This window comes from Enterococcus sp. DIV0175 (assembly GCF_050529075.1).
GTDB lineage: Bacteria > Bacillota > Bacilli > Lactobacillales > Enterococcaceae > Enterococcus_B > Enterococcus_B thailandicus.
The window spans coordinates 140,983-167,499 of record NZ_CP172880.1; the positions used below are offsets into that span (position 1 = coordinate 140,983).

26 protein-coding genes and 1 riboswitch are annotated in these 26,517 nt (G+C 37.5%); of the genes, 17 read left to right on the top strand and 9 right to left on the bottom strand.

The annotated features are described in order from the left end of the window. The 6 genes from IGJ76_RS00755 to IGJ76_RS00780 all read left to right on the top strand — a co-directional run bounded on the left by IGJ76_RS00755 (position 1) and on the right by IGJ76_RS00780 (position 7,455). The gene (locus IGJ76_RS00755) at positions 1-774 is read left to right on the top strand and encodes a Cof-type HAD-IIB family hydrolase (RefSeq protein WP_067483445.1); all 774 of its coding nucleotides are present in this window, start codon (positions 1-3) and stop codon (positions 772-774) included. A 186-nt stretch (positions 775-960) separates the two neighbouring features. Then, entirely contained in the window at positions 961-1,758 is a 798-nt protein-coding gene (locus IGJ76_RS00760; RefSeq protein WP_067483443.1) for a TIGR00282 family metallophosphoesterase, read from the top strand. Positions 1,759-1,767: 9 nt separating this feature from the next. Then, entirely contained in the window at positions 1,768-2,187 is a 420-nt protein-coding gene (locus tag IGJ76_RS00765) for a YlbF family regulator (RefSeq protein WP_067483441.1), read from the top strand. Beyond that, positions 2,135-4,753: a DNA mismatch repair protein MutS gene (gene mutS / locus IGJ76_RS00770; RefSeq protein WP_218658023.1), complete on the top strand. Its 2,619-nt coding sequence runs from the start codon at positions 2,135-2,137 to the stop codon at positions 4,751-4,753. Before IGJ76_RS00765 ends, mutS begins: the two co-directional genes overlap by 53 nt. Before the next feature lie 17 nt (positions 4,754-4,770). Continuing rightward, complete coding sequence (gene mutL, locus IGJ76_RS00775) at positions 4,771-6,873, top strand: DNA mismatch repair endonuclease MutL (protein WP_430596673.1); 2,103 nt, start codon at positions 4,771-4,773, stop codon at positions 6,871-6,873. Positions 6,874-6,894: 21 nt separating this feature from the next. Beyond that, positions 6,895-7,455: a Maf family protein gene (locus IGJ76_RS00780; protein WP_071868738.1), complete on the top strand. Its 561-nt coding sequence runs from the start codon at positions 6,895-6,897 to the stop codon at positions 7,453-7,455. Between the two features lie 78 nt (positions 7,456-7,533). Here IGJ76_RS00780 and treP read toward each other — a convergent pair whose 3' ends face one another. Further along, a complete protein-coding gene (gene treP / locus IGJ76_RS00785) occupies positions 7,534-9,516 on the bottom strand; it encodes a PTS system trehalose-specific EIIBC component (protein ID WP_075491314.1) in 1,983 nt (660 codons plus the stop codon). 233 nt (positions 9,517-9,749) lie between these two features. On the opposite strand from treP, the gene treR reads away from it, so the two are divergent. The 7 genes from treR to IGJ76_RS00820 all read left to right on the top strand — a co-directional run bounded on the left by treR (position 9,750) and on the right by IGJ76_RS00820 (position 14,416). Next, positions 9,750-10,463, top strand: a complete 714-nt coding sequence (gene treR / locus IGJ76_RS00790; protein WP_067483432.1) for a trehalose operon repressor — start codon at positions 9,750-9,752, stop codon at positions 10,461-10,463. Positions 10,464-10,542: 79 nt separating this feature from the next. Next, positions 10,543-10,992, top strand: coding sequence for a peptide-methionine (R)-S-oxide reductase MsrB (msrB, locus tag IGJ76_RS00795; protein ID WP_067483430.1), 450 nt, complete (start codon positions 10,543-10,545; stop codon positions 10,990-10,992). A 177-nt stretch (positions 10,993-11,169) separates the two neighbouring features. After that, a complete protein-coding gene (gene ruvA, locus IGJ76_RS00800; RefSeq protein WP_067483428.1) occupies positions 11,170-11,772 on the top strand; it encodes a Holliday junction branch migration protein RuvA in 603 nt (200 codons plus the stop codon). A gap of 12 nt (positions 11,773-11,784) precedes the next feature. Further along, the gene (gene ruvB / locus IGJ76_RS00805) at positions 11,785-12,786 is read left to right on the top strand and encodes a Holliday junction branch migration DNA helicase RuvB (protein WP_067483426.1); all 1,002 of its coding nucleotides are present in this window, start codon (positions 11,785-11,787) and stop codon (positions 12,784-12,786) included. Between the two features lie 37 nt (positions 12,787-12,823). Continuing rightward, the gene (locus tag IGJ76_RS00810; RefSeq protein ID WP_218658025.1) at positions 12,824-13,405 is read left to right on the top strand and encodes a TetR/AcrR family transcriptional regulator; all 582 of its coding nucleotides are present in this window, start codon (positions 12,824-12,826) and stop codon (positions 13,403-13,405) included. A gap of 37 nt (positions 13,406-13,442) precedes the next feature. Next, complete coding sequence (locus tag IGJ76_RS00815; protein WP_430596674.1) at positions 13,443-13,910, top strand: low molecular weight protein-tyrosine-phosphatase; 468 nt, start codon at positions 13,443-13,445, stop codon at positions 13,908-13,910. A 131-nt stretch (positions 13,911-14,041) separates the two neighbouring features. Then, positions 14,042-14,416, top strand: a complete 375-nt coding sequence (locus tag IGJ76_RS00820) for a hypothetical protein (RefSeq protein ID WP_071868736.1) — start codon at positions 14,042-14,044, stop codon at positions 14,414-14,416. A gap of 276 nt (positions 14,417-14,692) precedes the next feature. Here IGJ76_RS00820 and brnQ read toward each other — a convergent pair whose 3' ends face one another. Beyond that, on the bottom strand, positions 14,693-16,054 hold the full coding sequence (gene brnQ / locus IGJ76_RS00825; protein WP_218658027.1) for a branched-chain amino acid transport system II carrier protein: 1,362 nt from the start codon (positions 16,052-16,054) through the stop codon (positions 14,693-14,695). A gap of 152 nt (positions 16,055-16,206) precedes the next feature. Between brnQ and IGJ76_RS00830 the strand changes: the two genes are divergently transcribed. Continuing rightward, positions 16,207-16,815: a TMEM175 family protein gene (locus IGJ76_RS00830; RefSeq protein ID WP_071868734.1), complete on the top strand. Its 609-nt coding sequence runs from the start codon at positions 16,207-16,209 to the stop codon at positions 16,813-16,815. Positions 16,816-16,861: 46 nt separating this feature from the next. Here IGJ76_RS00830 and IGJ76_RS00835 read toward each other — a convergent pair whose 3' ends face one another. From IGJ76_RS00835 to IGJ76_RS00850, 4 genes are all read right to left on the bottom strand, one after another. Further along, on the bottom strand, positions 16,862-18,214 hold the full coding sequence (locus IGJ76_RS00835) for an amino acid permease (RefSeq protein ID WP_067483421.1): 1,353 nt from the start codon (positions 18,212-18,214) through the stop codon (positions 16,862-16,864). 261 nt (positions 18,215-18,475) lie between these two features. Next, positions 18,476-19,216: an amino acid ABC transporter ATP-binding protein gene (locus IGJ76_RS00840; RefSeq protein ID WP_067483419.1), complete on the bottom strand. Its 741-nt coding sequence runs from the start codon at positions 19,214-19,216 to the stop codon at positions 18,476-18,478. A 12-nt stretch (positions 19,217-19,228) separates the two neighbouring features. Next, positions 19,229-20,821, bottom strand: coding sequence for an ABC transporter permease subunit (locus IGJ76_RS00845; RefSeq protein WP_067483417.1), 1,593 nt, complete (start codon positions 20,819-20,821; stop codon positions 19,229-19,231). Positions 20,822-20,968: 147 nt separating this feature from the next. Beyond that, positions 20,969-21,143, bottom strand: a riboswitch (Lysine riboswitch). Between the two features lie 283 nt (positions 21,144-21,426). Next, positions 21,427-21,720, bottom strand: a complete 294-nt coding sequence (locus tag IGJ76_RS00850) for a hypothetical protein (protein ID WP_067483415.1) — start codon at positions 21,718-21,720, stop codon at positions 21,427-21,429. A gap of 323 nt (positions 21,721-22,043) precedes the next feature. Here IGJ76_RS00850 and IGJ76_RS00855 point away from each other — a divergent pair, with 323 nt between their 5' ends. The 3 genes from IGJ76_RS00855 to IGJ76_RS00865 are packed head-to-tail and all read left to right on the top strand — an operon-like array spanning position 22,044 to position 24,131. Further along, positions 22,044-22,775 (top strand): NAD-dependent protein deacylase, encoded by a 732-nt coding sequence (locus tag IGJ76_RS00855; RefSeq protein ID WP_067483413.1) that lies wholly within the window; start codon positions 22,044-22,046, stop codon positions 22,773-22,775. Further along, positions 22,762-23,607, top strand: a complete 846-nt coding sequence (locus IGJ76_RS00860; RefSeq protein WP_067483410.1) for a chorismate mutase — start codon at positions 22,762-22,764, stop codon at positions 23,605-23,607. The genes IGJ76_RS00855 and IGJ76_RS00860 overlap by 14 nt, the downstream gene beginning before the upstream one ends. 2 nt (positions 23,608-23,609) lie before the next feature. Then, positions 23,610-24,131 (top strand): transcription repressor NadR, encoded by a 522-nt coding sequence (locus IGJ76_RS00865; RefSeq protein WP_067483408.1) that lies wholly within the window; start codon positions 23,610-23,612, stop codon positions 24,129-24,131. Positions 24,132-24,196: 65 nt separating this feature from the next. Here IGJ76_RS00865 and IGJ76_RS00870 read toward each other — a convergent pair whose 3' ends face one another. From IGJ76_RS00870 to def, 3 genes are all read right to left on the bottom strand, one after another. Continuing rightward, positions 24,197-25,084 carry an RsiV family protein gene (locus tag IGJ76_RS00870; RefSeq protein ID WP_430596675.1) on the bottom strand — a complete coding sequence of 296 codons (888 nt, stop codon included), beginning with the start codon at positions 25,082-25,084 and terminating at the stop codon, positions 24,197-24,199. 18 nt (positions 25,085-25,102) lie between these two features. After that, positions 25,103-25,606: an RNA polymerase sigma factor gene (locus IGJ76_RS00875; RefSeq protein WP_067483404.1), complete on the bottom strand. Its 504-nt coding sequence runs from the start codon at positions 25,604-25,606 to the stop codon at positions 25,103-25,105. Between the two features lie 256 nt (positions 25,607-25,862). Beyond that, positions 25,863-26,426, bottom strand: a complete 564-nt coding sequence (gene def / locus IGJ76_RS00880; protein ID WP_067483402.1) for a peptide deformylase — start codon at positions 26,424-26,426, stop codon at positions 25,863-25,865. Positions 26,427-26,517: the final 91 nt, after the last annotated feature.

Consider the following 26,517-nt stretch of genomic DNA (forward strand, 5'->3'; position numbering starts at 1 on the left):
ATGAAACGAGGCTTATTTGCCTTTGATATTGACGGAACGTTATTGGACACGAACAAGCAAGCATTGGATAGTACAAAAGAGGCATTGCAACAATTGCGTCGAGCAGGACATTTAGTGACAATTGCAACAGGGCGTAGTCGTTTTCATGCGCAAGAAATTATTCGTGAGTTAGAATTTGAAAATTATATTTTATGTAATGGTGCAGCTGGGTTCTTGGATCACGAACAAGTTTACAAAAATCTGTTGGATCGTGACCAGCTAGATACGTTTGTTGAAGAAGCGCAGACAAAAGAAATTGATACAGCCTTTGTTAGTTTGGACAATATGAAACGATCTTCTTCTAATGATGTTCAAATCATGGAAGAGGCGATGCATTCATTTGGCGCTGTGTTGCCTGAGTTGGATCAATTTTTTGTTGAAGACCAAGACATTTATCAAGCTTTAGCATTCTTCAATAAAAGCTACGACACACAATTTCAAAAATATGACAAACTTCGTTTTGTTCGTTGGCATGAAAACAGTGTAGATGTTGTACCACACGATGGTTCAAAAGCTGCAACGATTCTTCATTTGGCAGACCAAGTTGGAATTCCTCGTGAATCTATCATCAGTTTTGGTGATGGACTGAATGATCGAGAAATGTTACGTGAATCGGGGATTGGTGTGGCAATGGGAAATGCGTCAGCAGAAGTTCAAGCTACAGCTAATTTGGTAACTGACACGAATGACCAAGATGGCATTTGGAAAGCACTGAAAAAATTAGCTGTAATTTAAACACAAATAGTCAATTCGTGATTGTTGACCCTTGATAAAAAAGTTCGAGACTTTCTTTCGTCTCGGACTTTTTTTGTTCAATCGTTTGTCTTACGCCTCATAGTTACAACCTTCTCAGAGAGCTTTTCTTTCTTAAAAAAAACTACTATAATAATAGAATGATGTTAAAAGAGAAGAGGAATCAATGTGCGGGTATTGTTTATTGGTGATGTAGTGGGTTCGATGGGGAGAGAAATGATTACGGAATATGTCCCTCGTTTAAAGAAAAAATATCGTCCACAAGTAACCATCGTGAATGGTGAAAATGCAGCTTCTGGAAGAGGTATCACTGAAAAAATCTATAAAAAACTTTTACAAGATGGTGTGGATGTTGTGACTATGGGAAACCATACATGGGACAATCGCAATATTTTTGAATTTATTGATGACGCGAAAAAAATGGTTCGTCCAGCAAACTTTCCAGAAGGAACACCAGGTCAAGGAATGGTATTTGTCAAAGTCAATCAAGTGGAACTTGCTGTTATCAATATGCAAGCTCGTTCATTTATGACGGATTTGGATGACCCATTTCGTAAAATGCAAGCATTAGTTGCTGAAGCAAGAAAAAGAACGCCAATCATTTTTGTCGATTTCCATGGAGAAACGACTAGCGAAAAACAAGCAATGGGTTGGTTTTTAGATGGTGAAGTGTCAGCTGTTGTTGGAACACATACACATGTCCAGACCAATGATGCACGGATTTTGCCAAAAGGAACCGCGTACTTAACGGATGTCGGTATGACAGGACCATATGATGGTATTTTAGGAATGCGTCGGGATGTAATTATCGAAAAATTTTTAACGGCAATGCCAAAACGTTTTGAAGTTGTGGAAGAAGGTCGCGCTATTTTATGTGGTTGTTTGTTAGAAATTGATGATGCAACTGGAAAAGCAAAAGATATCCAATTGATCCAAATCAATGACGACCGACCATTTATGGAATGAGGCAGATCAATGGCTTTTTTAGAAAATGAACCAGAGATACAAGAAACAGTTGAGCAACTGACCAAACTTCTAAGCAACAATGAAATTATTATCCGCTATAAAGAGTTAGAAGAAAAGGTCCATCAAAATAATTACTTAAAAGAATTGACCGAAGAGATCAAAGTGGCGCAAAAAGAGGCAGTCCAATTTGGTCACTATGGAAAAGTGATTGCTGAGCAAACAGCAATCACCCGGGCGAATCAATTGACGAAAACATTTGAACAGCACCCTTTAGTGGTTGCCTATCGTCGCCAATTGCTCGAGGCAAATGATCTCTTGCACCATTTAACTGGGTTGATTCAAGATGAAATCAATGAATTATTAGAGGAGGAAAACGATGCCTCAAAAAACGAAGAACACACCAATGATGGAACAATATCTAAGCATTAAGGCGCAATACCAAGATGCTTTTTTGTTTTATCGTCTTGGTGATTTTTATGAACTATTTTATGAAGATGCAATCCAAGTTTCACAGCTATTAGAGCTAACACTAACGAGTCGAAATCGTAACGCAGATGATCCGATCCCAATGTGTGGCGTTCCGCATCATGCAGCCCAAGGGTATATCGACAGTTTAGTGGAAAAAGGACATAAAGTGGCGATTTGCGAGCAAGTTGAAGATCCGAAAACAACGAAAGGTATGGTCAAACGTGAAGTTGTTCAGTTAGTTACACCAGGAACAGTCATGGACAGTAAGGGACTTTCTGCAAAAGATAATAATTACTTGACTGCTGTTGTACAAGAAGACAATGAATTTGGTTTTGCTTATGTTGATTTAAGCACAGGTGAGTTAAAAACAGCGCATCTTTTTGATGAAGAAGGCGTTTTAAATGAAACTTCTGCATTACAGACAAAAGAATTAGTTCTGGGTACAGAAATTTCCGCTAACCTACGTGAACAACTAAGTATTCGTCTGGGCTTAGTTTTTTCTTCTCAAGAAACACTAGAGGAAAATGCCGAATTTAATTTTTTGACTCGCGAAATAACGGATGGTCTTGAAAAAGAAGCTACAGGTAAGTTATTAACTTACTTGGCAGTGACGCAAAAGCGGAGCTTAGCGCATATTCAAAATGCAGTGGAATATCAACCAGATCACTATTTAAAAATGGATTATTATTCCAAATTCAATTTGGAATTAAGCCAGTCGATCCGAACGGGTAAAAAACATGGCACTTTATTGTGGCTATTAGATGAAACAAAGACCGCAATGGGCGGCCGAATGCTAAAACAATGGCTTGATCGACCATTGATTCAATCGCATGCGATTAACGCTCGCCAAGAGATGGTGGCTTCCTTAGTTGATAGCTACTTTGAACGAATTGATTTACAAAGTGCTTTGACCAAAGTTTATGATTTGGAGCGCTTAGCTGGCCGAGTGGCATTTGGAAATGTTAATGGTCGCGATTTGATTCAGTTGAAGACGTCACTTGAACAAGTGCCGATGATCCGTCAACTGATTGAAGGAATCGACCAAGGACAATGGCAATCGCTATTAGAAAAAATGCAACCAATGGAAGGGCTAGTTCAACTAATCAGCCATGCAATTAAAGAAGACCCTCCATTACAAATCACAGAAGGTAACGTGATTCGTGATGGGTTCAATGAACAATTAGATGCCTATCGTTCAGCCATGAAAAATGGGAAACAATGGTTAGCCGAACTAGAAGCCCGTGAACGAAAAGAGACAGGCATCAAAAATTTAAAAGTTGGTTTCAACCGTGTGTTTGGGTATTATATCGAAATTACAAAATCAAATTTAGCAAACTTAGAAGAAGGAAAGTACGAGCGTAAACAAACGTTAGCAAATGCAGAACGCTTTATTACGCCAGAGTTGAAAGAACTAGAAACTCAAATCCTTGAAGCAGAAGAAAAATCTGTTGATTTAGAATATCAACTATTTTTAGCTGTTCGCGAAGAGGTCAAAAAAGCCATTCAACCTTTACAAACGTTGGCAAAATCAATCAGTGCGGTGGACGTGTTGCAAAGCTTTGCAACAATCAGTGAACGTTACCAATATGTTCGTCCAATCTTAACGAATAATAGCCAACAATTATGCATTCAAGATGGCAGACACCCAGTCGTTGAAAAAGTACTGGGACATCAAGAATATATTCCAAATAGTGTTGAGATGGATGAACAAGAGATGATTTTATTAATCACAGGACCGAATATGTCAGGGAAAAGCACGTATATGCGTCAACTTGCATTAACCGTCATTATGGCACAAATGGGTTGCTTTGTTCCGGCACAAAAAGCCATTTTGCCGATTTTTGATCGAATCTTCACTCGTATTGGGGCAAGTGATGACTTGATTGCTGGCCAAAGTACCTTCATGGTTGAAATGATGGAAGCCAATCAAGCGTTGCGAAATGCTACACCCAATAGTTTGATTCTATTTGATGAACTTGGTCGTGGGACAGCGACATATGATGGGATGGCGTTAGCACAAGCAATCATTGAATATATTCATCAAAATGTTCAGGCAAAAACACTTTTCTCGACGCATTATCATGAACTAACAGTCTTAGACCAAGAATTATCTCAATTAAAAAATGTTCATGTAGGAGCAGTCGAAAAAGATGGAGAAGTCGTCTTTCTTCATAAGATGATGGAAGGACCAGCAGATAAAAGTTATGGGATTCATGTAGCGAAAATTGCGGGACTACCAATCGATTTGTTGAAACGAGCATCAACGATTTTAGCAACACTTGAATCTGGGGAAGAAAAACATCATCAAATTTCTGTTGAACCAATTAAATCTGTTGTGAAGGTACAGGAAGAGCCTGCACAGACTTCGAAAGCACAAGTGAATGAGGAAACACAGCAACTTTCTCTATTCTCTGAGCTGACGGATGAAGAACAAGGGGTTGTTACGTCATTAAAAGAACTTAATTTATTAGAAATGACGCCAATGGACGCACTGAATAAATTATATGACTTGCAAAAACAACTTTAGAAAGAAGGCGTAGACCCATGGCGAAAATCCAAGAACTATCAGAACGTTTAGCCAATCAGATTGCAGCCGGTGAAGTCGTCGAACGACCTGCATCGGTTGTGAAAGAATTGGTTGAAAATGCGATTGATGCAGGAAGCAGTCAGATTGATATCTTAGTGGAAGAAGCTGGTCTGCGAACAATTCAAGTGATAGATAATGGTGAGGGAATTTTGACCGATGACGTTGAAAGTGCATTTAAGCGTCATGCAACAAGTAAAATTCATAATCGAGATGATCTATTTCGGATTCGTACACTTGGCTTTCGTGGCGAAGCACTTCCAAGTATTGCCTCTGTTTCTGAATTAACGATTGAAACAGCTAATCAAGAAGAAAGCCAAGGCACTTATGTAGCGCTAAAAGGTGGCGAGATTATGGAACATCGTCCAGCACCATTACGCCAAGGAACGAAGATTACGGTAAGCAATCTTTTTTTCAATACACCTGCTCGCCTCAAATATGTCAAAACGTTGCATACAGAACTCGCAAATATTGGAGATATTGTGAATCGCTTGGCGTTAAGCCATCCAAACATTGCTTTTCGCCTCGTTCATGATGGCAATAAAATGTTAGCAACAGCGGGAAATGGGGAACTCAAACAAACCATTGCTGGTATTTATGGTTTAGCTACTGCCAAAAAAATGCTAAAAATTGAAGCAAAAGATTTAGACTTTGAGCTGCTGGGTTATGTCTCGCTTCCAGAGGTAACTCGTGCCAGCCGAAACTATCTATCAACGATTATCAACGGACGTTATATCAAAAACTTTGCTTTGAATAAAGCAATTGTAGCTGGTTATGGCTCAAAATTGATGGTTGGTCGATATCCAATTGCTGTTTTAGAAATCAAAATGGATCCACTATTAGTTGATGTGAACGTTCACCCAACAAAGCAAGAAGTTCGCTTATCCAAAGAAAAAGAATTGACTGATTTGATAGCAAATGCAATACAAGAAGCACTGAGTCAAGAAAATTTGATTCCTAGTGCTGCAGATAATTTACGATTTAAAAAGAAAGTAACAGATCAGCCAAAAGTTGAACAAACAGAAATTGATTTATCTTATGCGTTTGAAGATGAAAAACCACAAAAACCACAAAGTTTAAATTTTGATCGAGAAACAAGTAGTTTTTACGTGAAAGAAACCGAACAAGCTAGTTTTGGGAAGGTTGTTGATAACTCTGTGGAAAATGTTGAAAACTTTGCTCCGTTTTCTGAAGAATCGACAAATTATCCAGAAAATAGTGGAAAAACGGTGGATAAACACGAAAACTCTGTGGAAAACTTTGTAGAAAAGTCTGTTGATAAAATTACAGAAGAAACATCATCCACTGTGGATAATGTTGAATTTCAAGAAGAACTATCCCCAACTGTTGAAATGAACGCCTCAGAACAAGTTTACGAAGACGAGCTTGCCTTGCATCCAGAATTTGGTCAAGGGAATAGCCGGGCATTGGATCAAGCCATTCAAAAATTAGAAACAGAAAAAGTAACTGAACGTTTTCCCCAACTGGAATATTTTGGACAGATGCATGGCACTTATCTATTTGCACAAAGTAGTACGGGCTTATACATTATCGATCAACATGCGGCACAAGAACGTATCAAGTACGAATATTTCCGTGAAAAAATCGGTGAAGTGTCAAATGACTTGCAAGAATTGTTGGTACCTTTTGTTTTGGACTATCCCAACAATGATGCATTGAAGCTAAAAGAAAAGAAACATTTACTTGAAGAATCCGGTATTTATTTGGAAGAATTTGGGCAAAATAGTTTCATTGTACGGGCTCATCCAACATGGTATCCAAATGGAGAAGAAGAATCAATCATCCGAGAAATGATTGATATGTTGCTGACGATAGGCAGTGTTAGCGTGAAAAAATTCCGTGAAGCAACGGCGATCATGATGAGCTGTAAACGTTCAATCAAAGCAAATCATTATTTGAATGAAGCACAAGCTCGCGTATTGCTAAAAGATTTAGCGCAATGTGAAAATCCCTTCAATTGCCCACACGGCCGACCAGTATTGATCCATTTTACTAATTCGGATATGGAACGGATGTTTAAACGTATCCAAGATCCACATTAAAAAATAGGAAAGAGGCAGAAAATGAAAATAGTATTAGCTTCTCAATCTCCTAGAAGAAAGGAACTGCTTGGTCGTTTAGTTTCTGAGTTTGCAATTCAACCAGCTGCTATTGATGAGACGCCGATTAAGGGTGAAGATCCTGTCACGTATGTTCAGCGAATGGCATATGAAAAAGCACAAGCAGTTGTGGAACAGCAAACGGAACAAACATTAGTAATTGCTAGTGACACAACGGTTGTTCATCAACAACAAATTTTAGGGAAACCGGTAGATTTAGCGGATGCAAAAGCAACGCTTCAATCATTAAGTGGGGAAACACATCAGGTATATACTGCTGTTGTCTTAAAATCAAAAGAACGTGAAGAAAAGATTTTAGCACAAGCAGAAGTAACCTTTTATCCACTAACAGAACAAGAAATCGATACGTATTTGGCGACAGGAGATTATCAAGACAAAGCAGGTTCTTATGGCATTCAAAGTTTTGCGGGTGCATTTGTCAAAGAAATAAGAGGCGATTACTACAGCATTGTTGGTTTTCCAATTGGCGCAGTTAATCAGTCGCTGAAAAAATTTGTGTTTTAAAGAAATAAAAAAATAAGAGCCACGACAATTGTCGTGGCTCTTATTTTTTTACTATTTATGAATCAAAGAGCGAAAGACTTAGCGAACTTCAGCTTGACCAACTTGTTCTTCTGGGCGAACAAGTCCAGTTTTATCAAGTGAGAAGCTGTCAATTTTTTCGGTGTTTGTTAAGACAACAAGAATGTCTGTTTTCTTGCCTGCTTGTTCTACTTGTTCGACAGCCATTTCTGCAATCAGTGAACTTGGTGTTACTAACTCGCCTTCTTGAACATGAACAGTGAACGGAGTGCCTTTTAACTCAACTGTATCTAAGCCCATGTGTACTAAAACTTCAATGCCTTCTTTAGAAAGAATACCAATGGCGTGTTTGGTTTCAAAAATGTTAGTGATTGTTCCAGTAACTGGTGAGAAAACTTTATTGTTAGCTGGTACGATAGCATAGCCGTCACCCATCATTTTTTGTGAGAAAACTGGATCATCTACGTGAGTAATTTCTTTTAGTTCACCTGCAGCAACTGCAAATAATTTTTCTGTTTTAAGTGCAGTAGTAGTAGCTTCAAATTGCGTTTTTTCTGGGACAGCTGTTGTACCGTCTGCCGTTTCAAATTGTGCACCGATAGCTTCAGCAGCTGGCGAAACAGGATCAATTTTGTTTAAGATTCCTTGGCGTCTGAAAATAACTGTTAAACCAAATGGAATAAAGATGGCGATAATCATTGCGATAATGAACGGTACCCAAGACTCTGCTTGAATTGCTAAAATTCCTGGTAAGCCACCGACACCAATTGCATTTGCGCGAACGCTCATCAATGTGGCAAACATGCCAGCTAAACCAGAACCAATCATTGCGGCAACAAATGGATAAACATATTTTAAATTGATACCAAACATAGCAGGTTCAGTAACTCCTAAGTAACAAGAGATCATAGCAGGAATCGAAATTTGTTCTTCTTTCTCGTTTCCACGATGCAAGAAAATAATTGCTAAGACGGCTGAACCTTGTGCGATGTTTGACAGAGCAATCATTGGCCAAAGATTTGTTGAGCCAAAGTCTGCAATCAATTGCATATCGATTGCATTCGTCATGTGGTGAAGTCCTGTAATTACGAGTGGTGCGTATAAGAAACCAAAGACAGCACTGAATAACCAGCTGATTGAAGAAGTTAAACCAGCATTAACGACAGTTGAGATCCAGCTTCCGATTGTCCAACCAATTGGTCCTAAAATTACATGAGCCGCTAAAACAGTTGGGACTAAAGAGAAAAGTGGAACAAAAATCATCGAAATCGATTGTGGAATAATTTTTCGGAAAAAGATTTCTAAGTATGCAAGCATGAATCCGGCCAACATTGCAGGAATAACTTGTGCTTGGTAACCAATCATATCAATTTGTGCAAACCCAAAATCCCAAAATGGAATATCTGCAGCTGCAGTAGAGGCAACGCCATAAGCATTTAATAATTGCGGAGAAACTAAGGTAATACCTAAAACAATTCCTAATATTTGCGTAGTGCCCATTTTTTTCGCGATGCTCCAGGTAATTCCGACTGGTAGGAAATGGAAGATTGCTTCACCAGGTAACCATAAAAACGCATTCACGCCACTCCAAAACTGTGAGTGCTCAACGATTGTTCCACCAAGGCTATCAAATTGGATTCCTTCCAATACATTTCGAAATCCTAAAATCAGTCCACCAACAATAATTGCAGGAATCAATGGAGTAAAAATTTCAGCTAAGACAGCGACTGCTCGTTGAATAGGATTCAGATTTTGTTTTGCATATGCTTTACTTTGTTCTTTTGAAACGCCTTCTACACCAGATACAGCAACAAAATCATTGTAGAAAGTTGCTACATCGTTCCCAATGATAACTTGAAACTGTCCAGCATTAGTAAACATTCCTTTTACGCTTGGAATATCTTCTATTGCTTCCTCATTTGCGACTGCTGGATCATTTAAAACAAAACGCATTCGAGTGGCACAATGGCTGACTGCAGCAATATTTTCTTTTCCGCCGATTTCTTTTAATAATTTCTCGGCATCTGCTTGGTACTTTGTCATAAGAAAAACTCCTTTCGTTCAACTTGTCTATGCAAGTTTCTTGAGTCAACTATACTGGAATCAAAAATAAAATGCAAGCGTTTTATTCCGAATGTTGTCATTGGTCGCCGGAATCGGTTTCTTTTCTGTTAAGATGCGTCTTTTTTCGCCTTTTTTGAACGTTGAAATGAAAACAAAGCTATAGTATAGTGAAGCAATAATCGAAAAAATAATTGGGTGGAGGAATCAAAACAATGAATAAATTTAATGAAATTTTTTTGGATCTGGAGAAAAAAATTTTAGCAAAGCAGTATCCTCCGCACACACTTTTACCAAGTGAAAATCAATTAATCAAAATTTATGGCGTCTCTCGAGAAACAATTCGAAAAGCATTACAATTATTGACAACAGAAGGTTATATTCAAAAAAAACAGGGAAAAGGATCGATTGTCTTAGAGCGAAGTCGTTTTGATTTTCCAATTTCTGGTTTGACGAGTTATAAAGAATTGCAAGAAACCCAAAATATTCCAAGTGAAACGATTGTTCAAGAACTAAGTGAAACAAAAGTGGATAAGGAGTTAAGTGAAATTACTGGGTGGAAAATTGGGACGCCAGTTTGGCATTTAGTTCGGCAACGAAAAATTGCAGGTGAAGTTGTCATTTTAGATCGTGATTACTTGCTAAAGGAAGTCGTACCAACTTTGTCAATTGAACAAGCAAAGGCATCTATCTATGATTATTTTGAAAATGAACTTGGATTGACGATTGCTTATGCCCAAAAAGAAATCACAGTAGAACCTGTGACACCAGAAATCCATGAAGCCATGACCTTAAAAGACGATCCGTATGTGGTAATTGTCCGAGGATTAGTGCATCTGGAAGACACGCGTTGCTTTGAATACACAGAATCAATTCATCGATTAGATAAATTTCGTTTTGTTGAATTTGCTCGTCGCCGCAAAGTTTAATTCTTAGCAAGAAGTGAGCAGATTAGTTGCCTCTTCTCGTTGTTAGTCAGTAAGATTGACAAAAAAGGGGATGACATCAATGTCAAAAGAAACAAATCCAGTACCTGATGAAGAATTAAAACAAAAATTATCACCAATTGCTTACGCAGTGACGCAAGAAAATGCGACTGAACGTCCATTTAGCGGAAAATATGATGACTTTTATGAAAAGGGAATTTATGTTGATATCGTGAGTGGTAAACCTTTATTCAGTTCAACAGAAAAATATGACGCAGGTTGTGGCTGGCCTTCTTTTAGTAAGCCAATTAGTGAAGAGGAAATTACTGAAAAAACCGATCGCTCACATGGAATGCACAGAGTAGAAGTTAGAAGTCAAAGTGCCGATTCACATCTCGGTCATGTTTTTGATGATGGTCCGGTAGAAAAAGGTGGATTGCGTTACTGCATTAACTCGGCTGCATTAAAATTTATTCCATATGATGAAATGGCTGAAAATGGTTACGAAAAATATAAATCACTTGTTGAATGATTCAACTAACGAAAGAAGGAGAAACCTCGGAATAGGTAAGACCAAACGAGGTTTCTTTTTTATTCGCATTTTTCAGTTTTTTGTTTGAACTTGCTTAAGAGTAAGCTACTTTTTTCGGCCGTTGAAATGTGCTACAATAAAGCGAACGTATGTGTGTGAAAGAAAGAGGAAAATGGAATGTATGAATATCTAAAAGGGACGGTTACATTTATCAGCCCTTATTATATTGTGGTAGAAAATCAAGGAATTGGTTACCAAATCGCTTTAGGAAATCCTTATCGTTATAGTAGTAAGATGAACCAAGAAATCACTATTTATATCCAGCAGGTTATTCGTGAAGATGGCCATCTACTTTATGGCTTTTCTAGTTTAGAAGAGAAGCAACTTTTCTTAAGACTGGTGAGTGTTTCAGGAATTGGCCCAAAAAGTGCGTTAGCAATCATGGCAAGCGATGATCATTCAGGTTTGATTCATGCAATTGAGTCTGGTGATGTCACTTATTTAACGAAGTTTCCCGGTGTGGGTAAAAAGACTGCACAACAAATGATTCTGGATCTAAAAGGAAAACTAGGTGAAATCAGTATTGAAGCACCAATCAATTTATTTGATGAAGCAAACACGCAAGATACAACGGCATTAGCTGAAGCAATGGAAGCTTTAAATGCGTTGGGGTATAGTGCCAAAGAAGTGAAACGTGTAGAAAAACAATTACAAGCACAAGATAACTTGACTACTGATGAATACTTACGCCAAGCACTGAAATTGATGATGAAAAAATAGGAGGGAACTATGATGACAGACGAACATATTCTATCACCAGAAACTGGCGAGAATGAACTTAGTTTGGAAAAATCTCTCCGACCACATTTATTATCACAATACATTGGACAGGATAAGGTGAAGCAGGAACTCCAAATTTATATCGAAGCTGCTCGTAACCGCGAGGAACCACTCGATCATGTTCTATTGTATGGTCCGCCGGGTTTAGGAAAAACGACAATGGCAATGGTGATTGCAAATGAGATGTCTGTAAACATTCGTACCACAAGCGGGCCAGCGATTGAACGACCGGGTGACTTGGTCGCGATTTTGAACGAACTGGAAGCAGGGGATGTATTGTTTATTGATGAAATCCATCGCCTACCACGAGTAGCAGAAGAAACGCTCTATTCAGCAATGGAAGACTTTTACGTGGATATCATGGTTGGGCAGGGACCAACAGCACACCCCGTACATTTTCCTTTACCCCCATTTACATTGATTGGGGCAACGACGCGTGCAGGAATGCTTTCGGCACCGTTACGTGACCGCTTTGGAATTATTTCACACATGGAATACTACGATGAAGGTGATTTACGAGAAATCGTTCAGCGTTCTGCTTCTATTTTTCAAACGGACATTGTCGAAGACGGGGCAATTGAAATTGCACGTCGTTCGCGAGGAACCCCACGAATTGCGAACCGTTTATTAAAAAGAGTACGTGATTTTGCACAAGTCCAAGCAGATGGAAAAATTGACCGAAATATCGCCGATCAAGCACTGACTCTTTTACAAGTCGATCATGCCGGGTTAGATTACGTTGACCAAAAATTATTACGAACGATGATTGAATTGTATGGCGGTGGACCAGTTGGCTTGAGCACGTTGTCTGTAAATATTGGAGAAGAGCGTGAAACGGTTGAAGATATGTATGAACCATTCTTGATTCAAAAAGGTTTTTTGAAGCGAACACCTCGTGGAAGAATTGCTACTGCATATGCCTATGAGCACTTTGGTTATCCGTATAATAATTAATCGAAGTAACAAGTTTATTGAGATGGGAGGAGAAAAAATGGGTGACTCCATTCACACAAAACAAGTAATCAAACAGGCATTGATTCACCTATGCCAACAAAAAACATTTCGTAAAATAAGTGTTCAGGAAATCGCGCATGAAGCGAACATCAACCGTCAAACATTTTATTATCATTTTACAGACAAGTATGACTTACTTCGTTGGGTGTACTTTGAAGATGCCTTTCACTTTTTAGATCCTCATAATTTATCATTAGATAATTGGGAAGAACAGGCACTAAAAATGCTGAAAGTTATTGCTGATGACAAAGAATTTTATAGCAATACGGTGGCGTCAGACCAAGAAGTATTGCAACAAGAATTTTCGACAATCATCCAGCAATCGTTTATCAGCATTTTTAACCAAATGGACCAAGAAAGACAATTGTCGCAACAAGATAAACTTTTTTATGCCCGCTTTTTCTCTTACGGTTGCAGCGGTGTTTTAGTCAATTGGATAACGCATGATTACCAGGAAACACCGATGGAAATCGCGATGCAACTATTTCGCTTAGCAAAAGACACGGAACTCTATTCTTACCGTCTATATGCACAGGAAGAATCAGAGTCGGATGAGTAAAGAAATAGTTGTCTTTTTATAAAATGGAGGGGAAAAAATGACCAAAGTTTTATTTGTTTGTTTAGGAAATATTTGTCGCTCGCCAATGGCAGAAGGTTTGTTGCAAAAACGAGTACAGAAAACAAAACAGGCTGCTGAATTTTTGATCGATTCTGCTGCTACCAGTTCTTATGAAATTGGTTCTGCACCGCATCCAGGAACGCAAAGAATCCTTGACGAAGAAGCGATTGATACAAGTAATATGATTGCTCGCCCAATTACGCCAAAAGATTTTGAAACGTTTGATTGGATTATCGGTATGGATCAAGAAAATGTACGAGAATTACAACGAATCGCATCTGAAAATGCACAAGATAAAATCAAATTATTTATGAGTGTTGTCCCTGGAAAAGAAATGGAAGATGTTCCTGATCCTTACTTTACAAATAACTTTGAGGAAACATTTCAGTTGATTAATGAGGGATTAGATCATTGGAACTTCACATCAAAAGCAAACATAAAATAACAAGTTGTATATTAAAAAATGAACGAGAAGGTTTTAATCAGAAAGCTTATTTTCTTGTTTTTTCCATTAGATTTAGGTAAAATAAAATTACTTAATTCATTACTTTCTTAGCAAAAGGAGGAGTACATTCGATGGACGAGGAAACAGTATCACCAATGAAGAAACTTACCAAGTTAGTGACGCATACGTCGTATCAGTTTTTTGATTCTTTTGTTAATGATACAGAAGAAAAGGCCAAGAATGTACGTAAACAAGGAGAGTTTGTTCTTGAGCTTCAAAAAGCTGCGGTACAAAATAGTCTAGTTGTTTTGCAAGTGAGAGAAAATCGTTTAAGTAATAAGCATGAAACAGTATCTGGATGGGTAGCGACAAAAATCGTTGAAAAAGAACGTGTCATGATTCGTTTACGAAATGAAGAGCAACAAATTCGGATGATTCCCATTGAGCAAATTGAAAAAATCACGAGCTTATCGCCAAGTGGAGAGCAAGAACGTTTATCACGTTAAGATTGGTGTTTTATTTTAAGGAAACTAAAAGAGCTTTTCTATCAGCTGATAGAAAAGCTCTTTTTTGATTTGTTTTATAAAAAAAGATCCTGCTAGCTGGGGGGCTAGCAGGAAAGGAGTTAAAAATGAAAAAGTGTTGTTAGGGTTGTTTGTTGGTATGTCTATATAATAGAGTGAAGTTGTGAATATTTTGTGACGATTTTTTTCGAAAGTTGTTAAGTTTTAGCTATAAAAAAATGTCTTTCTAATTTCGCACGTAAAGTAATCAAAAAAGTGTTACTCATTTACTGATGTGACAGTTTCTTTTTTTATAAAGCTCCAGCCTAATCCAATAACGAAACCGATAATTGCTGGAACAATCCAGCCCATGCCAAAGGAAAAGAATGGCAAATAGCTTTCAGCAAATCGTAAAATCGTTTGAACAAACGGTGTATCCTTGATGAGAGCAGGTGACGCATTTAATGCGTCAAGAACAGATGCAATCAAAGTAAAGTACGTAGTCATTCGATAAACACATGCTCGTTTTTTGAACAAAGACTCGCATAATACCAATAAAATCAATGTCATTGCTAAAGGATAAATAAACATTAAAACAGGTAAAGAAATCTGGATAATATTTGTCAAGCCGACATTAGCAACCAAGCAAGCAAGGACACTTGCTAGTGTTACGAAAAATAAATAGCTTCTCTTTGGAAAAAGTTCTGAAAAAGTTTCGGCAAATGCCGTGATTAAACCAATGCCAGTTTTTAAACAAGCAAGAATGACAATCAATGCTAGCAAGATACTTCCGTAAGTTCCTAAATAATAATCAGCGATTTGAGCTAGAGCGATTCCGCCATTTTCACTTAAAGGAAACATACCTAAACTCATCGTTCCTAAGTAAGAAAGCAGAGTATAAATGATTCCCATCAAAAGAACACTGATTGCACCCGATTTGATTGTACCTTTTGCAATATCTGATGATTTGGTAATGCCCATTCCACGAATCGTTGTGACGATAATGATTCCAAAAGCTAGAGAAGCAAGTGCATCTAACGTATTGTAGCCTTGAGTGAAACCAGTGAAGAAGGCATGTGTTTGATAATGGGGTTGGATTGGAGCATCAGCAACGGAACCAAGTGGATTCAAAAATCCTAATAAAAGTAAGATTCCTAGTAAAACTAAAAAGATTGGATTTAAAAACTTACCAACGTAATCTAAAATTTTGGTTGGTCTACGTGATAACCACCAAGCAGTAAAGAAGAATAAGATACTAAAAAGTGCTAGAAAAAGTGATTGCTGCTTTGGTGCAATGAAAGGTGCCAAGCCAATTTCAAACGAAGTGCTGGCTAACCGTGGTAAAGCAAAAAAGGGGCCAACTACTAAATAAAGTAAAATAGTAAAAATAATTGCATATTTCCGATTCACGCGTTGGGCCAGTTCATAAACACCAGAGCTTTTTGATACACCAATGGCAATAACACCCAAGAAAGGCAAGCCAATTCCGGTAACTAGGAATCCAAGATTTGCCCAAAAAACGGCTGAGCCAGCCTCTTGTCCCATATGAACAGGAAATATTAAGTTTCCTGCTCCAAAAAATAATCCAAAAAGCATTGAACCAATAAATATACTTTCTTTAAATGACAGTTTTTTTGTCATAGACGAGTCTCCTTTAAAATTCATTTTTTTTAAGGTAACAGAAATTGTGTGTGTACGCAACAATTTTCTGAAAATTTATACAGTATTATTGGTAAGTATTTTTGCAGAACCAGTGCTAAAATGAAATCAGCGTTGAAGTAAAGGAGAAAAAAATGACAAAATCAAGGTTAGAGGCATTTACAGATGGTGTGGTAGCCATTGTTTTGACCGTATTGGTGTTAGATATTGAAATTCCTGATCCTGCTAATTTTCAATCGTTGTGGGGAATTAGAAATACTTTGCTTGCGTATTCAATCAGTTTTCTCTTTGTTGCAGTGATTTGGGTTAATCATCATCGCATCTTTCAAATGGCAGATAAAATTAATTATCGAGTAGTGTGGGCAAATATCTTTTGGCTGTTTTGGCTGACGCTTTGTCCATCAGTTACAAGCTGGGTCGGGAGAAATCCGACAGCATTTTGGCCTGAGATGTCTTATGTCATTGTTTACACAATGTGGAGTCTATCTTTCGGCATTTTAATCAAACAAGTTTTGAAAGCAAATAGCAAAGATTCTCATGTAGTCAAAACAGTTTCTAAGGATCATCGAAGCATGATTTCGATGATTATCAATATTGGTTTAATTATTGGGGTCTTTTTTCAACCATTGATTGGCTTGTTTGGACGTTTCCTTGTATCTGGTTTATGGGTATTGTCCTATAAAAAATCAGACTATTACTATCAGAAAATCTTTTTACACAAAAGAAAAGAAGTGAGCAAATAAAGAAACTCTTTTTCCAAATCTAATTTCTTTTGGAAAAAGAGTTTCTTTATTTTTTTCGTTCATATTTCAAATGATAAATGGTTAATAAAGCAATAAACCAAATTGGAGTTAAGAAAAATGCCAGTCGAGTATCTTCACCTAAGATCAATACACCACAGACGAATAACATGTAGAGAAAGACAAGATAGTTACTAATCGGATAAAAAGGCATCTTGAATGAATGTGACTTCTTCCCTAAGATACTCCGACGATATTTTAAATGAGTATACACAAGCATGCTCCAGATAAATAAGAAACAAGTGGTTGCAATACTACTGACTAAAGTAAAGACCTCACTAGGCATAATGTAATTAAGAACAACTGAAATAAAAATAATAATTGTCGAAAAGACCAATGATTGTCCTGGCACATGATGAGTGGTTAATTTTTTAAATCGTTTAGGTGCGCTCCCTTCTTGTGAAAGAGAACGAAGCATTCGTCCAGTGCTATAAATTGCACTATTACAGGCAGATGCCGCAGCACTTAAAACGACCAAATTGATGATTGAAGCAGCCATCGTAATACCAATTTCAGAAAATACTTCCACAAACGGACTTTCATTTGCGTTTAGACTGTTCCAAGGGTAGATTGACATGATGACAAATAGAGAACCTAAATAAAATAAAATGATGCGAATTGGAATATTATTGATTGCTTCTGGCAAGACTTTTTCCGGATTCTTTGTTTCACCAGCAACCAAACCAACTAATTCGATACCAGCGAAGGCAAAAGTAACCATTTGAAAGGAAAGAATAAATCCTTTTGCACCTTTTGGAAAAAATCCTCCATGTGACCACAGAGTTGAAATAGCAGCAGGGCCAGCACTTGTTTGATAATGGGTGAGAATCATGTAGACACCAACAAGAATGAAGGCAATAATGGCAACCACTTTGATTAGTGCAAACCAAAATTCTAGTTCACCAAAAAGTGAGACAGCGACCATGTTCAAAGCAAGCAGTAAAATGAGAGCAATTAGTTCTGGAAGCCATTGAGGAACACCAGGTGCCCAATACCGAACGTACATCCCAATTGCGGTTAAATCTGCCATAGCAATTGCAATCCAACAAAACCAATAAGTCCATCCTGTAACAAACGCCGCTTTTTTTCCAAGATACTCTGCAATAAAATCTAGGAAAGAGTGATTGTTTGTGTTGGATAAAAGCAACTCACCTAGCGCACGCATAATGAAAAAACAAATACAACCAGTAATCAAGTAAGCGAGTAAAATGGAAGGCCCCGCTAACTGAATCGTCTTTCCGGAACCTAAGAAAAGGCCAGTCCCAATTGCTCCCCCAATTGAAATCAGTTGGACATGCCGATTCTTAAGTCCCCGCTGTAGTTCTTGTTCATTTTCGTCCATAAAATAATCATCCTAACTAAAAAGTAATTATCTTAAGTTTAAGAGAGTTTTCAGAAAATGACAACTTTGTTTTCTAAATAGGTGGAAAAAAGTTCCTAAAATAAACAAATAAGCTCCGTCAAAATAGGGTATAGCTATTCAAAAAAGTTTTCTGATTGTTAGAAATGAAAACGCAGGTTAAGCAACTATTTTTGGACTTCAATGAAGGATGACAACAAAAAAACTAGGATCTTGCTTGATCCTAGTTTTTTGTTTGAAGATCTATTTGTTTAAAATGCGTGATAAGAATTCTTTTGTTCGATCTTCTTTTGGATGAACAAAGATATCTTCAGGCGAGCCTTCTTCTGCGATGATCCCTTTATCCATGAAGATGACGCGATCCGAAACATCTTTTGCGAATTCCATTTCATGTGTCACGATAATCATTGTTAACCCAGTGTGAGCTAAATCTTTCATTGTGTTTAGAACTTCACCAACCATTTCTGGATCTAATGCTGAAGTTGGTTCATCGAATAATAAAACATCCGGATCCATAGATAACGCGCGTGCGATAGCGACACGTTGTTTTTGACCACCAGATAGTTGAGAGGGTCTCGCTTCGATGTAGCGATCCATGCCAACTTTTTCTAAATTTTCAATGGCGATTTTTCGTGCAGATTCTTTATCTCGTTTTAAAACGGTCACTTGACCGGACATACAGTTTTCTAAAACATTCATATTATTGAATAAATTGAACGATTGGAACACCATACCTAAGTGTGTACGGTATTTCGGCAAATTATATTTAGGGGCTAAGACATTTTCACCTTCGTAAATAATTTCGCCACCGGTTGGTTTTTCTAGAAGATTGATACAGCGTAAGAAGGTTGATTTGCCTGAACCAGAAGATCCGATAATCGTTACAACTTCACCTTTATTAACCGTCACGTTAATGTCTTTTAGTACTTCGTTTTCACCAAAGCTTTTTCTTAAATGATTGATTTCAATAATTGTTTCGCTCATGTTTCTTCCTCCTTATTCTTGCAAGTTTGAATTTTCGACTTCTTCAATTTTTGTGTAAGCTGAAGGGCCATCGATTTTCTTTTCAACAAAACGCAAGATTCTCGTAATTGTAAAGGTCATAACTAAGTAAATAATCCCTACAATCGTAAAGGTTTGGAAGAATTGGAAGTTTGCCCCGGAAGCAGAGTTCCCTTGGAAGAACAAGTCTGCTACACCAATTACACTCAATACAGCTGTGTCTTTAATGTTGATTACAAATTCATTACCTGTTGCTGGTAAGATGTTTCGTAGGACTTGAGGAATCACAACTTTACGCATCGTTTGTCCATGTGTCATCCCGATTGCTTGTGCGGCTTCAAACTGGCCTTCATCTACGGCGAAAATACCACCACGAACGATTTCTGTCATATAAGCACCTGTGTTGATTGAAACAATAAATAATGCTGCAATTGTCCGGTTCAATGAAATACCAAATGCTAAAGCTAATCCATAGAAGATAACCATTGCTTGTACCATCATCGGTGTCCCGCGGAAAACTTCGATATAAATTGAAAGCAGACCGTTTGCGATTTTTTGGAAAAACTGCGTAACTTTATTATCTGATTCAGGGATTGTACGGAAAACACCAATCAATAAACCAAGGGTTGTTCCGACAATTGTACCAATCAATGCGATGAATAATGTAAGACCTGCACCGCGAAGAAACATTTCCCCATATTGGTTCCAAATATTTTTGAAATCGGTAAAGATTCCTGATTGTTCTTCTTCGTCAGTTGAAGCAGGCTGGTCCTTGATTGCTTGATCCATCATTGCAGTACGCTCATCTTGTGAGATACCTGAAAGAATTTCATTGACTTTTTGAATATCAGTATCATTTTTGCGCATCCCGATGGCAATTTGAACATCTTCTGCATTTGTTTCAAAACCATTTTCGCCTGTGAATTCCAACATTTTTAGGTCTTTATTCACGCTAGTAGCTGTGACACCTTCAGGTCGCTCGCTGACGTAACCATCAATCATTCCAGAAGCTAAGGCAGTCCTCATAGCAGAGAAATTATCCATTGCTTGTTGCTTTTGAACATTTGGAATTTGGTCGATGACACTATAGTGGAAGGTATTTAATTGTGCAGTGATTTTCGCATTTTCTAAGTCAGCTAGTTTTTTTGCATTCGCAAAGTTGCCGTCTTTTTTAACTACCACAACTAATTGAGACTCATAGTAAGGGTCAGTGAAATCAATTTCTTTTTTTCTTTCCGCAGTCGGGCTCATCCCTGCGATGATTGCATCAATTTTTCCTGATTGAAGAGCAGGGGCTAAACCATCCCATTTTGTTTGGACGATAACTAAATTTTTTCCTAAGCCGTCAGCAACTTTTTTTGCGATTTGAACATCATAGCCACCAGCGTAACTTTTTTGTCCGTCAATTGGTAATGCGTTGTTCTTATCCGTTTGTTGAGACCAGTTGAATGGAGCGTAACCTGCCTCCATCCCAACGCGAAATTCGTTGTCGGGTGTTTTTTCATCGGCAAAAGCAGATGTGCTTACGCTAAATAATGAAAAGATAAATGCAAATAATACGGTAACTGAAACAAAATTTTTATTCATGTTCTTTCTCCTCTTCTTTCTGATACATCTTGAACGAGCGGTCTGATTGAACAATGAGTTGCAGCTGCTTATCTAAAAAAACAAAAAACGACCATCAAGCTTGTAAATACAAAATGGTCGTTAAAATTATCGGTCGATAAACCCCACACAAACCATAGCGCAACTTAGCATCACTGCTAAGACAGTCCGCAAGCTGTTAACTTGCGTCCCAACGTAAACTTTAAGCAAAAAAGAGTACATTTCGGCGATCCTCCCTAGTCCTGTTTCAACATGTTTGCTTCACTCCACAGGGGTAATGATTCTCGCGACCTCTACCTCATTGATTGAGGTAATCCCGTATTCAGTTATTTATACAAAAAGAAGTTTACGTTATTCTGAGGGCTTTGTCAATCAATTACCATTATTTTTCTGAAAATTGTTGATAAATATAGGGAATATAGGATGGATTTAAATGTTTTATGAAAAGAGGAGGAGAGATGTATGTTGTTGAAAGAGAATAAATATGCAATGAGTGAATAGGAAGAGACAAAAAAAGAAACTACGGCAATCATCAAAAAACGAAAATTGCTGTAGTTAGTCAAACTAAATTGATCGTTTATCAATTGTTAGGCTGCGGCTTTTGGTTCGCGACCTAAGATTGCTTGTAAAATAACTGTTACACCATAAATTGCTAACACTAAATAAATCAGGCTAGAATACTGAGTGATTCCCCAACCCCATGTGCGATAAACAGCTAATGTAATGGCTAAAACAATTGCAGCGATAACGTTAAATAACGCGAATGCCCATAGATTGCCGTTTTCTTTACGTACGAAATAGAAGATAGAGAAAAAGACGCTTAAGGCTAACCAAGCGATGCACGCTAAAATAACGCCCCAGTAAATGAAAAATGGTACCATATTGATTCACCTCTCTTTTATACAGCCTGTATTGTAGCACGTTTTCATTTCTTTGTCAGTTGTCATTGTGATAAAATTCGCAAGAAATGGAATCGTTTTACTTTTAGTACGTGTTTTCATGTTAAAATTTAATTGTTTACCAGTCAAAAAATGGTAGGTGAAATGTAGCAAATTGTAAATAAAAGAAGCACACATTTTTGAAAACGGATGTGTATCGATAAAAAGATGATTGTTGGTATAAGTATTCAACAAATTTTTTAATCATTCTTTTCTCGTGCTTTCTTTTTTGTTGAATTCAGTATAATAAAGATGAGGTGAGGAACATGAATGACCAAATAATGGATAAAATAGTTCAAGAAGTCTTATCTAGTCAGTCGATTACTTTTTTAACAGGAGCAGGCGTTTCGACACCTTCGGGAGTTCCAGATTACCGTTCGTTAAAAGGTGTGTATGCAGGAATGGAACAGCCAGAGTATTTATTAAGTACTCAAGCGCTAGAACATGAGCCAGAAAAATTTTATTCGTTTGTAAAAAAATTATATCATCCTCAGGCAGAACCTAATATTATTCATTTGGAAATGGCACAGCTAGCGACGAATAAGCAAGTTGCTGTTGTATCACAAAATATTGATGGTTTGCACGAGCGAGCAGGAAGCAAGCAGCTAGTCAATTTTCATGGGAGCTTGTATCATTGTCATTGTCGAAAGTGTGGTAAGAATGTGGCATGGCAAGCTTATTTAGAAAGTGACAGACATCAAGCGTGTGGTGGGCAAGTTCGCCCAACTATCGTTTTATATGGTGAAGGATTCCAGCAAGCGACGATTGACGCAGCCGTTTTTGCTGTGGAGCAAGCTGATTTAATCGTTATTGTAGGAACAAGTTTTCAAGTACATCCTTTTTGTGATTTGATTCAATACCGAAAAAAAGGTGCTCAGATAATCGTCATCAACCAGACACCAATTTTACTTTCCGCAGAACATTCGTTTATCCAAGAAGATGGCGCAAAAGTATTTCAAAAAATTCATGAAGCGAGGATTAATAATGACAGAGTTTAAAACAGAAAAAGAAAAAATGATTGCGGGTGAACTTTATTTTGCAGGTGATCCTGAATTAGTGGCAGATCGAAGTTTTGCACGAGAACAAGCAAAATTAATTAATCAAGCAGAAGACTCAGCGATCCGTTCACAATTAGTTAAGGAAACTTTTGGTAAAACAGGTGAAAATATCTACGTTGAACCAGCAGTCAACTTTGACTATGGATACAATATTTTTGTTGGCGAAAACTTTTATGCGAATTTTAATAATACATTTTTAGATGTAAGTACGATTGAAATTGGTGATAATTGTATGTTTGCACCGAATGTTCAACTGTATACGGCAACGCATCCGCTACACCCAGTCAAAAGAAATAGTGGATTAGAGTACGCAAAGCCAATCAAAATTGGGAACAACGTATGGCTTGGTGGAGGAGTTATCATTACACCTGGTGTTACTTTGGGGAACAATGTAGTCGTTGGTGCAGGTTCAGTTGTGACCAAGTCTTTTCCGGATGATGTTGTAATTGCGGGAAATCCTGCTCGTGTAATTAAAACGATCAGTATTGAAAAAGCAGCACCGTCATTAGCAAATTTACGTGAACAAGTGGATATTATCGACAAAAAATTAATTGAGTTGCTAGAAAAACGATTGGATGTAGTTACCGAAATCAGTCAGTTAAAACAAGAAACTCAGCAAGCCATTTTCGATGAGAGCCGTGAACGAGAAGTTTTAGCAAAGATCAAAAAATGGGTAAAGAATCCAGATTATGAAGAAACAGCAGTAGCTATGTATACTGATTTGATGCAGCAATCTCGCGGATATCAAGCAAAATTACGTGGGGAGGAGTGAAAATGGTAGAAGGAGAATTACGGCGACAACAAATCATGCAGACATTAGCAAGTGCAGAAAAACCAGTTAGTGCAAGCAAATTTGCTAAAAAATTTGGGGTTAGCCGCCAAATCATCGTAGGAGATATTGCCTTGCTCCGCGCAGCAGGAGAAGAGGTGGTTGCAACAGCACGTGGGTACATTTTGGAATCAAATGAAACAAATACAGGCTTTGTTAGCAAGATTGCTGTACAACATGAGCGCCAACAAACGGAAGAGGAATTACAAATTATCATTGAGCATGGTGGAGAAGTAGTGGATGTTATTGTAGAGCATCCTCTTTATGGTGAACTTGTAGGTATGTTGCACTTAAAAACGAAGCAAGACATAGCTTCTTTCATGAAACGTTATGAAAAAAGCCAAGCAACGTTACTATCAGAGCTAACCGCAGGCATTCATCTACACACCATTCGCTATCCTGATGAAGCCACGTTAAAAAAAATCAAACGTGCATTGTCAACTGCACATATTCTTTATGAGGATTAGTTAGAAATGAAAAAAGTTCGCTTAAACTCAACTATTTAAGTTGAGATTTTAAGCGAACTTTTTTGTTAATTACTTAAATAATTAGGTGAAGCCAATTGTTGCCTGATAATTTTGGTTGGAATCACAAATTCAGGTGTTCCCATGTAATAAGGAGCTATTTCGCCTTGCGCAAAAGTGATAATCAATTGGTGTTTGGTGTTGATATAGAAAGTTTGATTAGGCTTGATTTGTTTGAATGGTTGGACATCAGTTGGTTGGTCAGCTGCTTCAGACCAATAAATTTGATTCGGATCAGCTTTCATTTGTTCGTTCATCTGTTGTTTGATTTCCTCGCTGATTACAGAAAGGTAGTCTTCATTTTTAAAAATCAATGGTAAAGAAACCACGACATTCAACTTTTTATCAATCGTATCGTATTGGGTCGTTGTGGCAGAGCTTCCTTGAATCTGAGTCAACGTTCGTTTGACTACTAAGAAACGAGAGTCATCCACAACTTTTTCAAAGTCTCCAGTAACAGAAACACGTGAGCCATCAAATAATTGTTTTTTGACTTGTTGAAATTCAGCTTGAGCTTCTTTCAAGTATTTTTTGTTTAAAGCAGTAGCAACTTTTGTTGGTGTAGCTGTTTCGATTTTTGGTACGTCAATTGCTATCTCACTAGCTTCTTTTTTTGCTGTTAATGTTTGCAATGTAACCAACTGAACTAACTTATCGAAGCCTGGAAGGACACTAGCAGCTTCACCAACGCCCGGAAATAAGTTGACAGCCAGTATAAATGTCAGGGCGAGCGCTAAGGCACTTTGAGTGGCACGATTTCGGAAACGTCTCCAGGAATATTTTTTCTTTTCTTTATGAAAGAGGTTGGTCACTTGTGTGTGTAAGTCTTCTGGTAATGTTTGTTGACGATATTGCTTGGAAAAATTTCTGATTACGGTTTTTACAAAATCCTTCATGAAAATCTTCTCCTTTGATTATTCTAGTTTGCTTCTTAATTCATTCAAGCTTCGATATAGTTTTGTTTTGATCGTGTTCTCATTCAGCGCTAAAATGACAGAAATCTCTTTGAGGGTAAAGCCTTCAAAAAATTTTAATAAAATAATTTCACGATTAGGGCTGCTGATTTGATTGATGATTTCTTCTATTTCGAGATAACTATGTTGCGAGTCGTTCAAGAAAGACCATGACTGTTCATTTTGATCGAGATATTCGGCTTCGCGTTTGTTTTTTCGCCAAAAATCAATAGAAACAGAAATGAGGATTCGAAAAAACCAAGCATTAAATTCTTCGATTTCATGGAAATTTTTCTTTTGAATAGCTTTCAATGCTTTTTCAAAACTTTCTTGGATAATATCTAGTGCATCTTCCTTTGAATGGGAATAGTTAAAAGCTAGACGATACATTTTTTCATATTGTGTGTCCGCCAGTTCTTCTAACGCTTTTATATATTTTCTTCTCTTCCAACCATCGAAAACCATGTGTCTGGGTCACCCTCCTTTCTCATCTACTTATATAGACGAATTAGATTGCTAAAAAGTTTCATATTTTTTCATTTTATTTAAGCTGAATTGATTCTATGTAACGGGCCAAGCAGCATTAGGACAGAAAGACTTGTTCTTTGATAATAAAAGACAAAAAAATAAACTCGTCAACCAAAAATGAGGTGAGACGAGTTTATTTTTCGACGATAAATTTTTCTGTTGAAGCAAGAAGTGCTAGCTAAAATCTGCTATCTTAGTCGATAACAAGCACGCCTTCTTTAAGAGAAAATGGATTAGCTTCATTGATGTGGTCATAGAACATAACCCCGTTGATGTGATCAATTTCATGTTGAACAACAATAGCTTCGTAGTTTTTTAAACGAATTTTTTGTTTTTGTCCGTCTGCGTCATAATAAGAAATCGTTACTTTTGCGTGACGAACGACATAACCTGGAACTTCACGATCAACAGATAAGCATCCTTCACCTTCACCAAGACAAGCATCTTGAACAGAGTGGCTTAAAATTTTTGGATTATACATCACTGTACTTAAAGTGGGTTCGGCTACTTCTGGATCTGCACTAGGCACATGAACAGCGATGATCCGTTTTGAAATATCTAATTGTGGTGCAGCTAGACCAACACCTCCACGTAAGTTTAATTCTTCCGCTTTAATAGGATCTTGGCTGTTTTTTAGAAATTCCATCATTTCTTTTCCTAATGCGATGTCTTCCTCACTAAGTGGAAGAGAAACTTCGCTTGCTACTTCACGTAAAGTTGGATTGCCTTCACGAATAATATCATCCATTGTAATCATGGAAAATGACTCCTTTCATCTAAGACTTGAATATGACAAGTCACTTTTCGCACTATAGTGTAACATAAAATAAAAAAAGTAGTAGTTAGAT

Bases quoted from the DNA above. Each gene is read 5' to 3' on its own strand.
- IGJ76_RS00755 (WP_067483445.1), top strand. From the start codon at position 1: ATGAAACGAGGCTTATTTGCCTTTGATATTGACGGAACGTTATTGGAC.
- IGJ76_RS00765 (WP_067483441.1), top strand. From the start codon at position 1,768: ATGGCTTTTTTAGAAAATGAACCAGAGATACAAGAAACAGTTGAGCAA.
- mutS (WP_218658023.1), top strand. From the start codon at position 2,135: ATGCCTCAAAAAACGAAGAACACACCAATGATGGAACAATATCTAAGC.
- mutL (WP_430596673.1), top strand. From the start codon at position 4,771: ATGGCGAAAATCCAAGAACTATCAGAACGTTTAGCCAATCAGATTGCA.
- IGJ76_RS00780 (WP_071868738.1), top strand. From the start codon at position 6,895: ATGAAAATAGTATTAGCTTCTCAATCTCCTAGAAGAAAGGAACTGCTT.
- treP (WP_075491314.1), bottom strand. From the start codon at position 9,516: ATGACAAAGTACCAAGCAGATGCCGAGAAATTATTAAAAGAAATCGGC.
- treR (WP_067483432.1), top strand. From the start codon at position 9,750: ATGAATAAATTTAATGAAATTTTTTTGGATCTGGAGAAAAAAATTTTA.
- msrB (WP_067483430.1), top strand. From the start codon at position 10,543: ATGTCAAAAGAAACAAATCCAGTACCTGATGAAGAATTAAAACAAAAA.
- ruvA (WP_067483428.1), top strand. From the start codon at position 11,170: ATGTATGAATATCTAAAAGGGACGGTTACATTTATCAGCCCTTATTAT.
- ruvB (WP_067483426.1), top strand. From the start codon at position 11,785: ATGACAGACGAACATATTCTATCACCAGAAACTGGCGAGAATGAACTT.
- IGJ76_RS00810 (WP_218658025.1), top strand. From the start codon at position 12,824: ATGGGTGACTCCATTCACACAAAACAAGTAATCAAACAGGCATTGATT.
- IGJ76_RS00815 (WP_430596674.1), top strand. From the start codon at position 13,443: ATGACCAAAGTTTTATTTGTTTGTTTAGGAAATATTTGTCGCTCGCCA.
- IGJ76_RS00820 (WP_071868736.1), top strand. From the start codon at position 14,042: ATGGACGAGGAAACAGTATCACCAATGAAGAAACTTACCAAGTTAGTG.
- brnQ (WP_218658027.1), bottom strand. From the start codon at position 16,054: ATGACAAAAAAACTGTCATTTAAAGAAAGTATATTTATTGGTTCAATG.
- IGJ76_RS00830 (WP_071868734.1), top strand. From the start codon at position 16,207: ATGACAAAATCAAGGTTAGAGGCATTTACAGATGGTGTGGTAGCCATT.
- IGJ76_RS00835 (WP_067483421.1), bottom strand. From the start codon at position 18,214: ATGGACGAAAATGAACAAGAACTACAGCGGGGACTTAAGAATCGGCAT.
- IGJ76_RS00840 (WP_067483419.1), bottom strand. From the start codon at position 19,216: ATGAGCGAAACAATTATTGAAATCAATCATTTAAGAAAAAGCTTTGGT.
- IGJ76_RS00845 (WP_067483417.1), bottom strand. From the start codon at position 20,821: ATGAATAAAAATTTTGTTTCAGTTACCGTATTATTTGCATTTATCTTT.
- IGJ76_RS00850 (WP_067483415.1), bottom strand. From the start codon at position 21,720: ATGGTACCATTTTTCATTTACTGGGGCGTTATTTTAGCGTGCATCGCT.
- IGJ76_RS00855 (WP_067483413.1), top strand. From the start codon at position 22,044: ATGAATGACCAAATAATGGATAAAATAGTTCAAGAAGTCTTATCTAGT.
- IGJ76_RS00860 (WP_067483410.1), top strand. From the start codon at position 22,762: ATGACAGAGTTTAAAACAGAAAAAGAAAAAATGATTGCGGGTGAACTT.
- IGJ76_RS00865 (WP_067483408.1), top strand. From the start codon at position 23,610: ATGGTAGAAGGAGAATTACGGCGACAACAAATCATGCAGACATTAGCA.
- IGJ76_RS00870 (WP_430596675.1), bottom strand. From the start codon at position 25,084: ATGAAGGATTTTGTAAAAACCGTAATCAGAAATTTTTCCAAGCAATAT.
- IGJ76_RS00875 (WP_067483404.1), bottom strand. From the start codon at position 25,606: ATGGTTTTCGATGGTTGGAAGAGAAGAAAATATATAAAAGCGTTAGAA.
- def (WP_067483402.1), bottom strand. From the start codon at position 26,426: ATGATTACAATGGATGATATTATTCGTGAAGGCAATCCAACTTTACGT.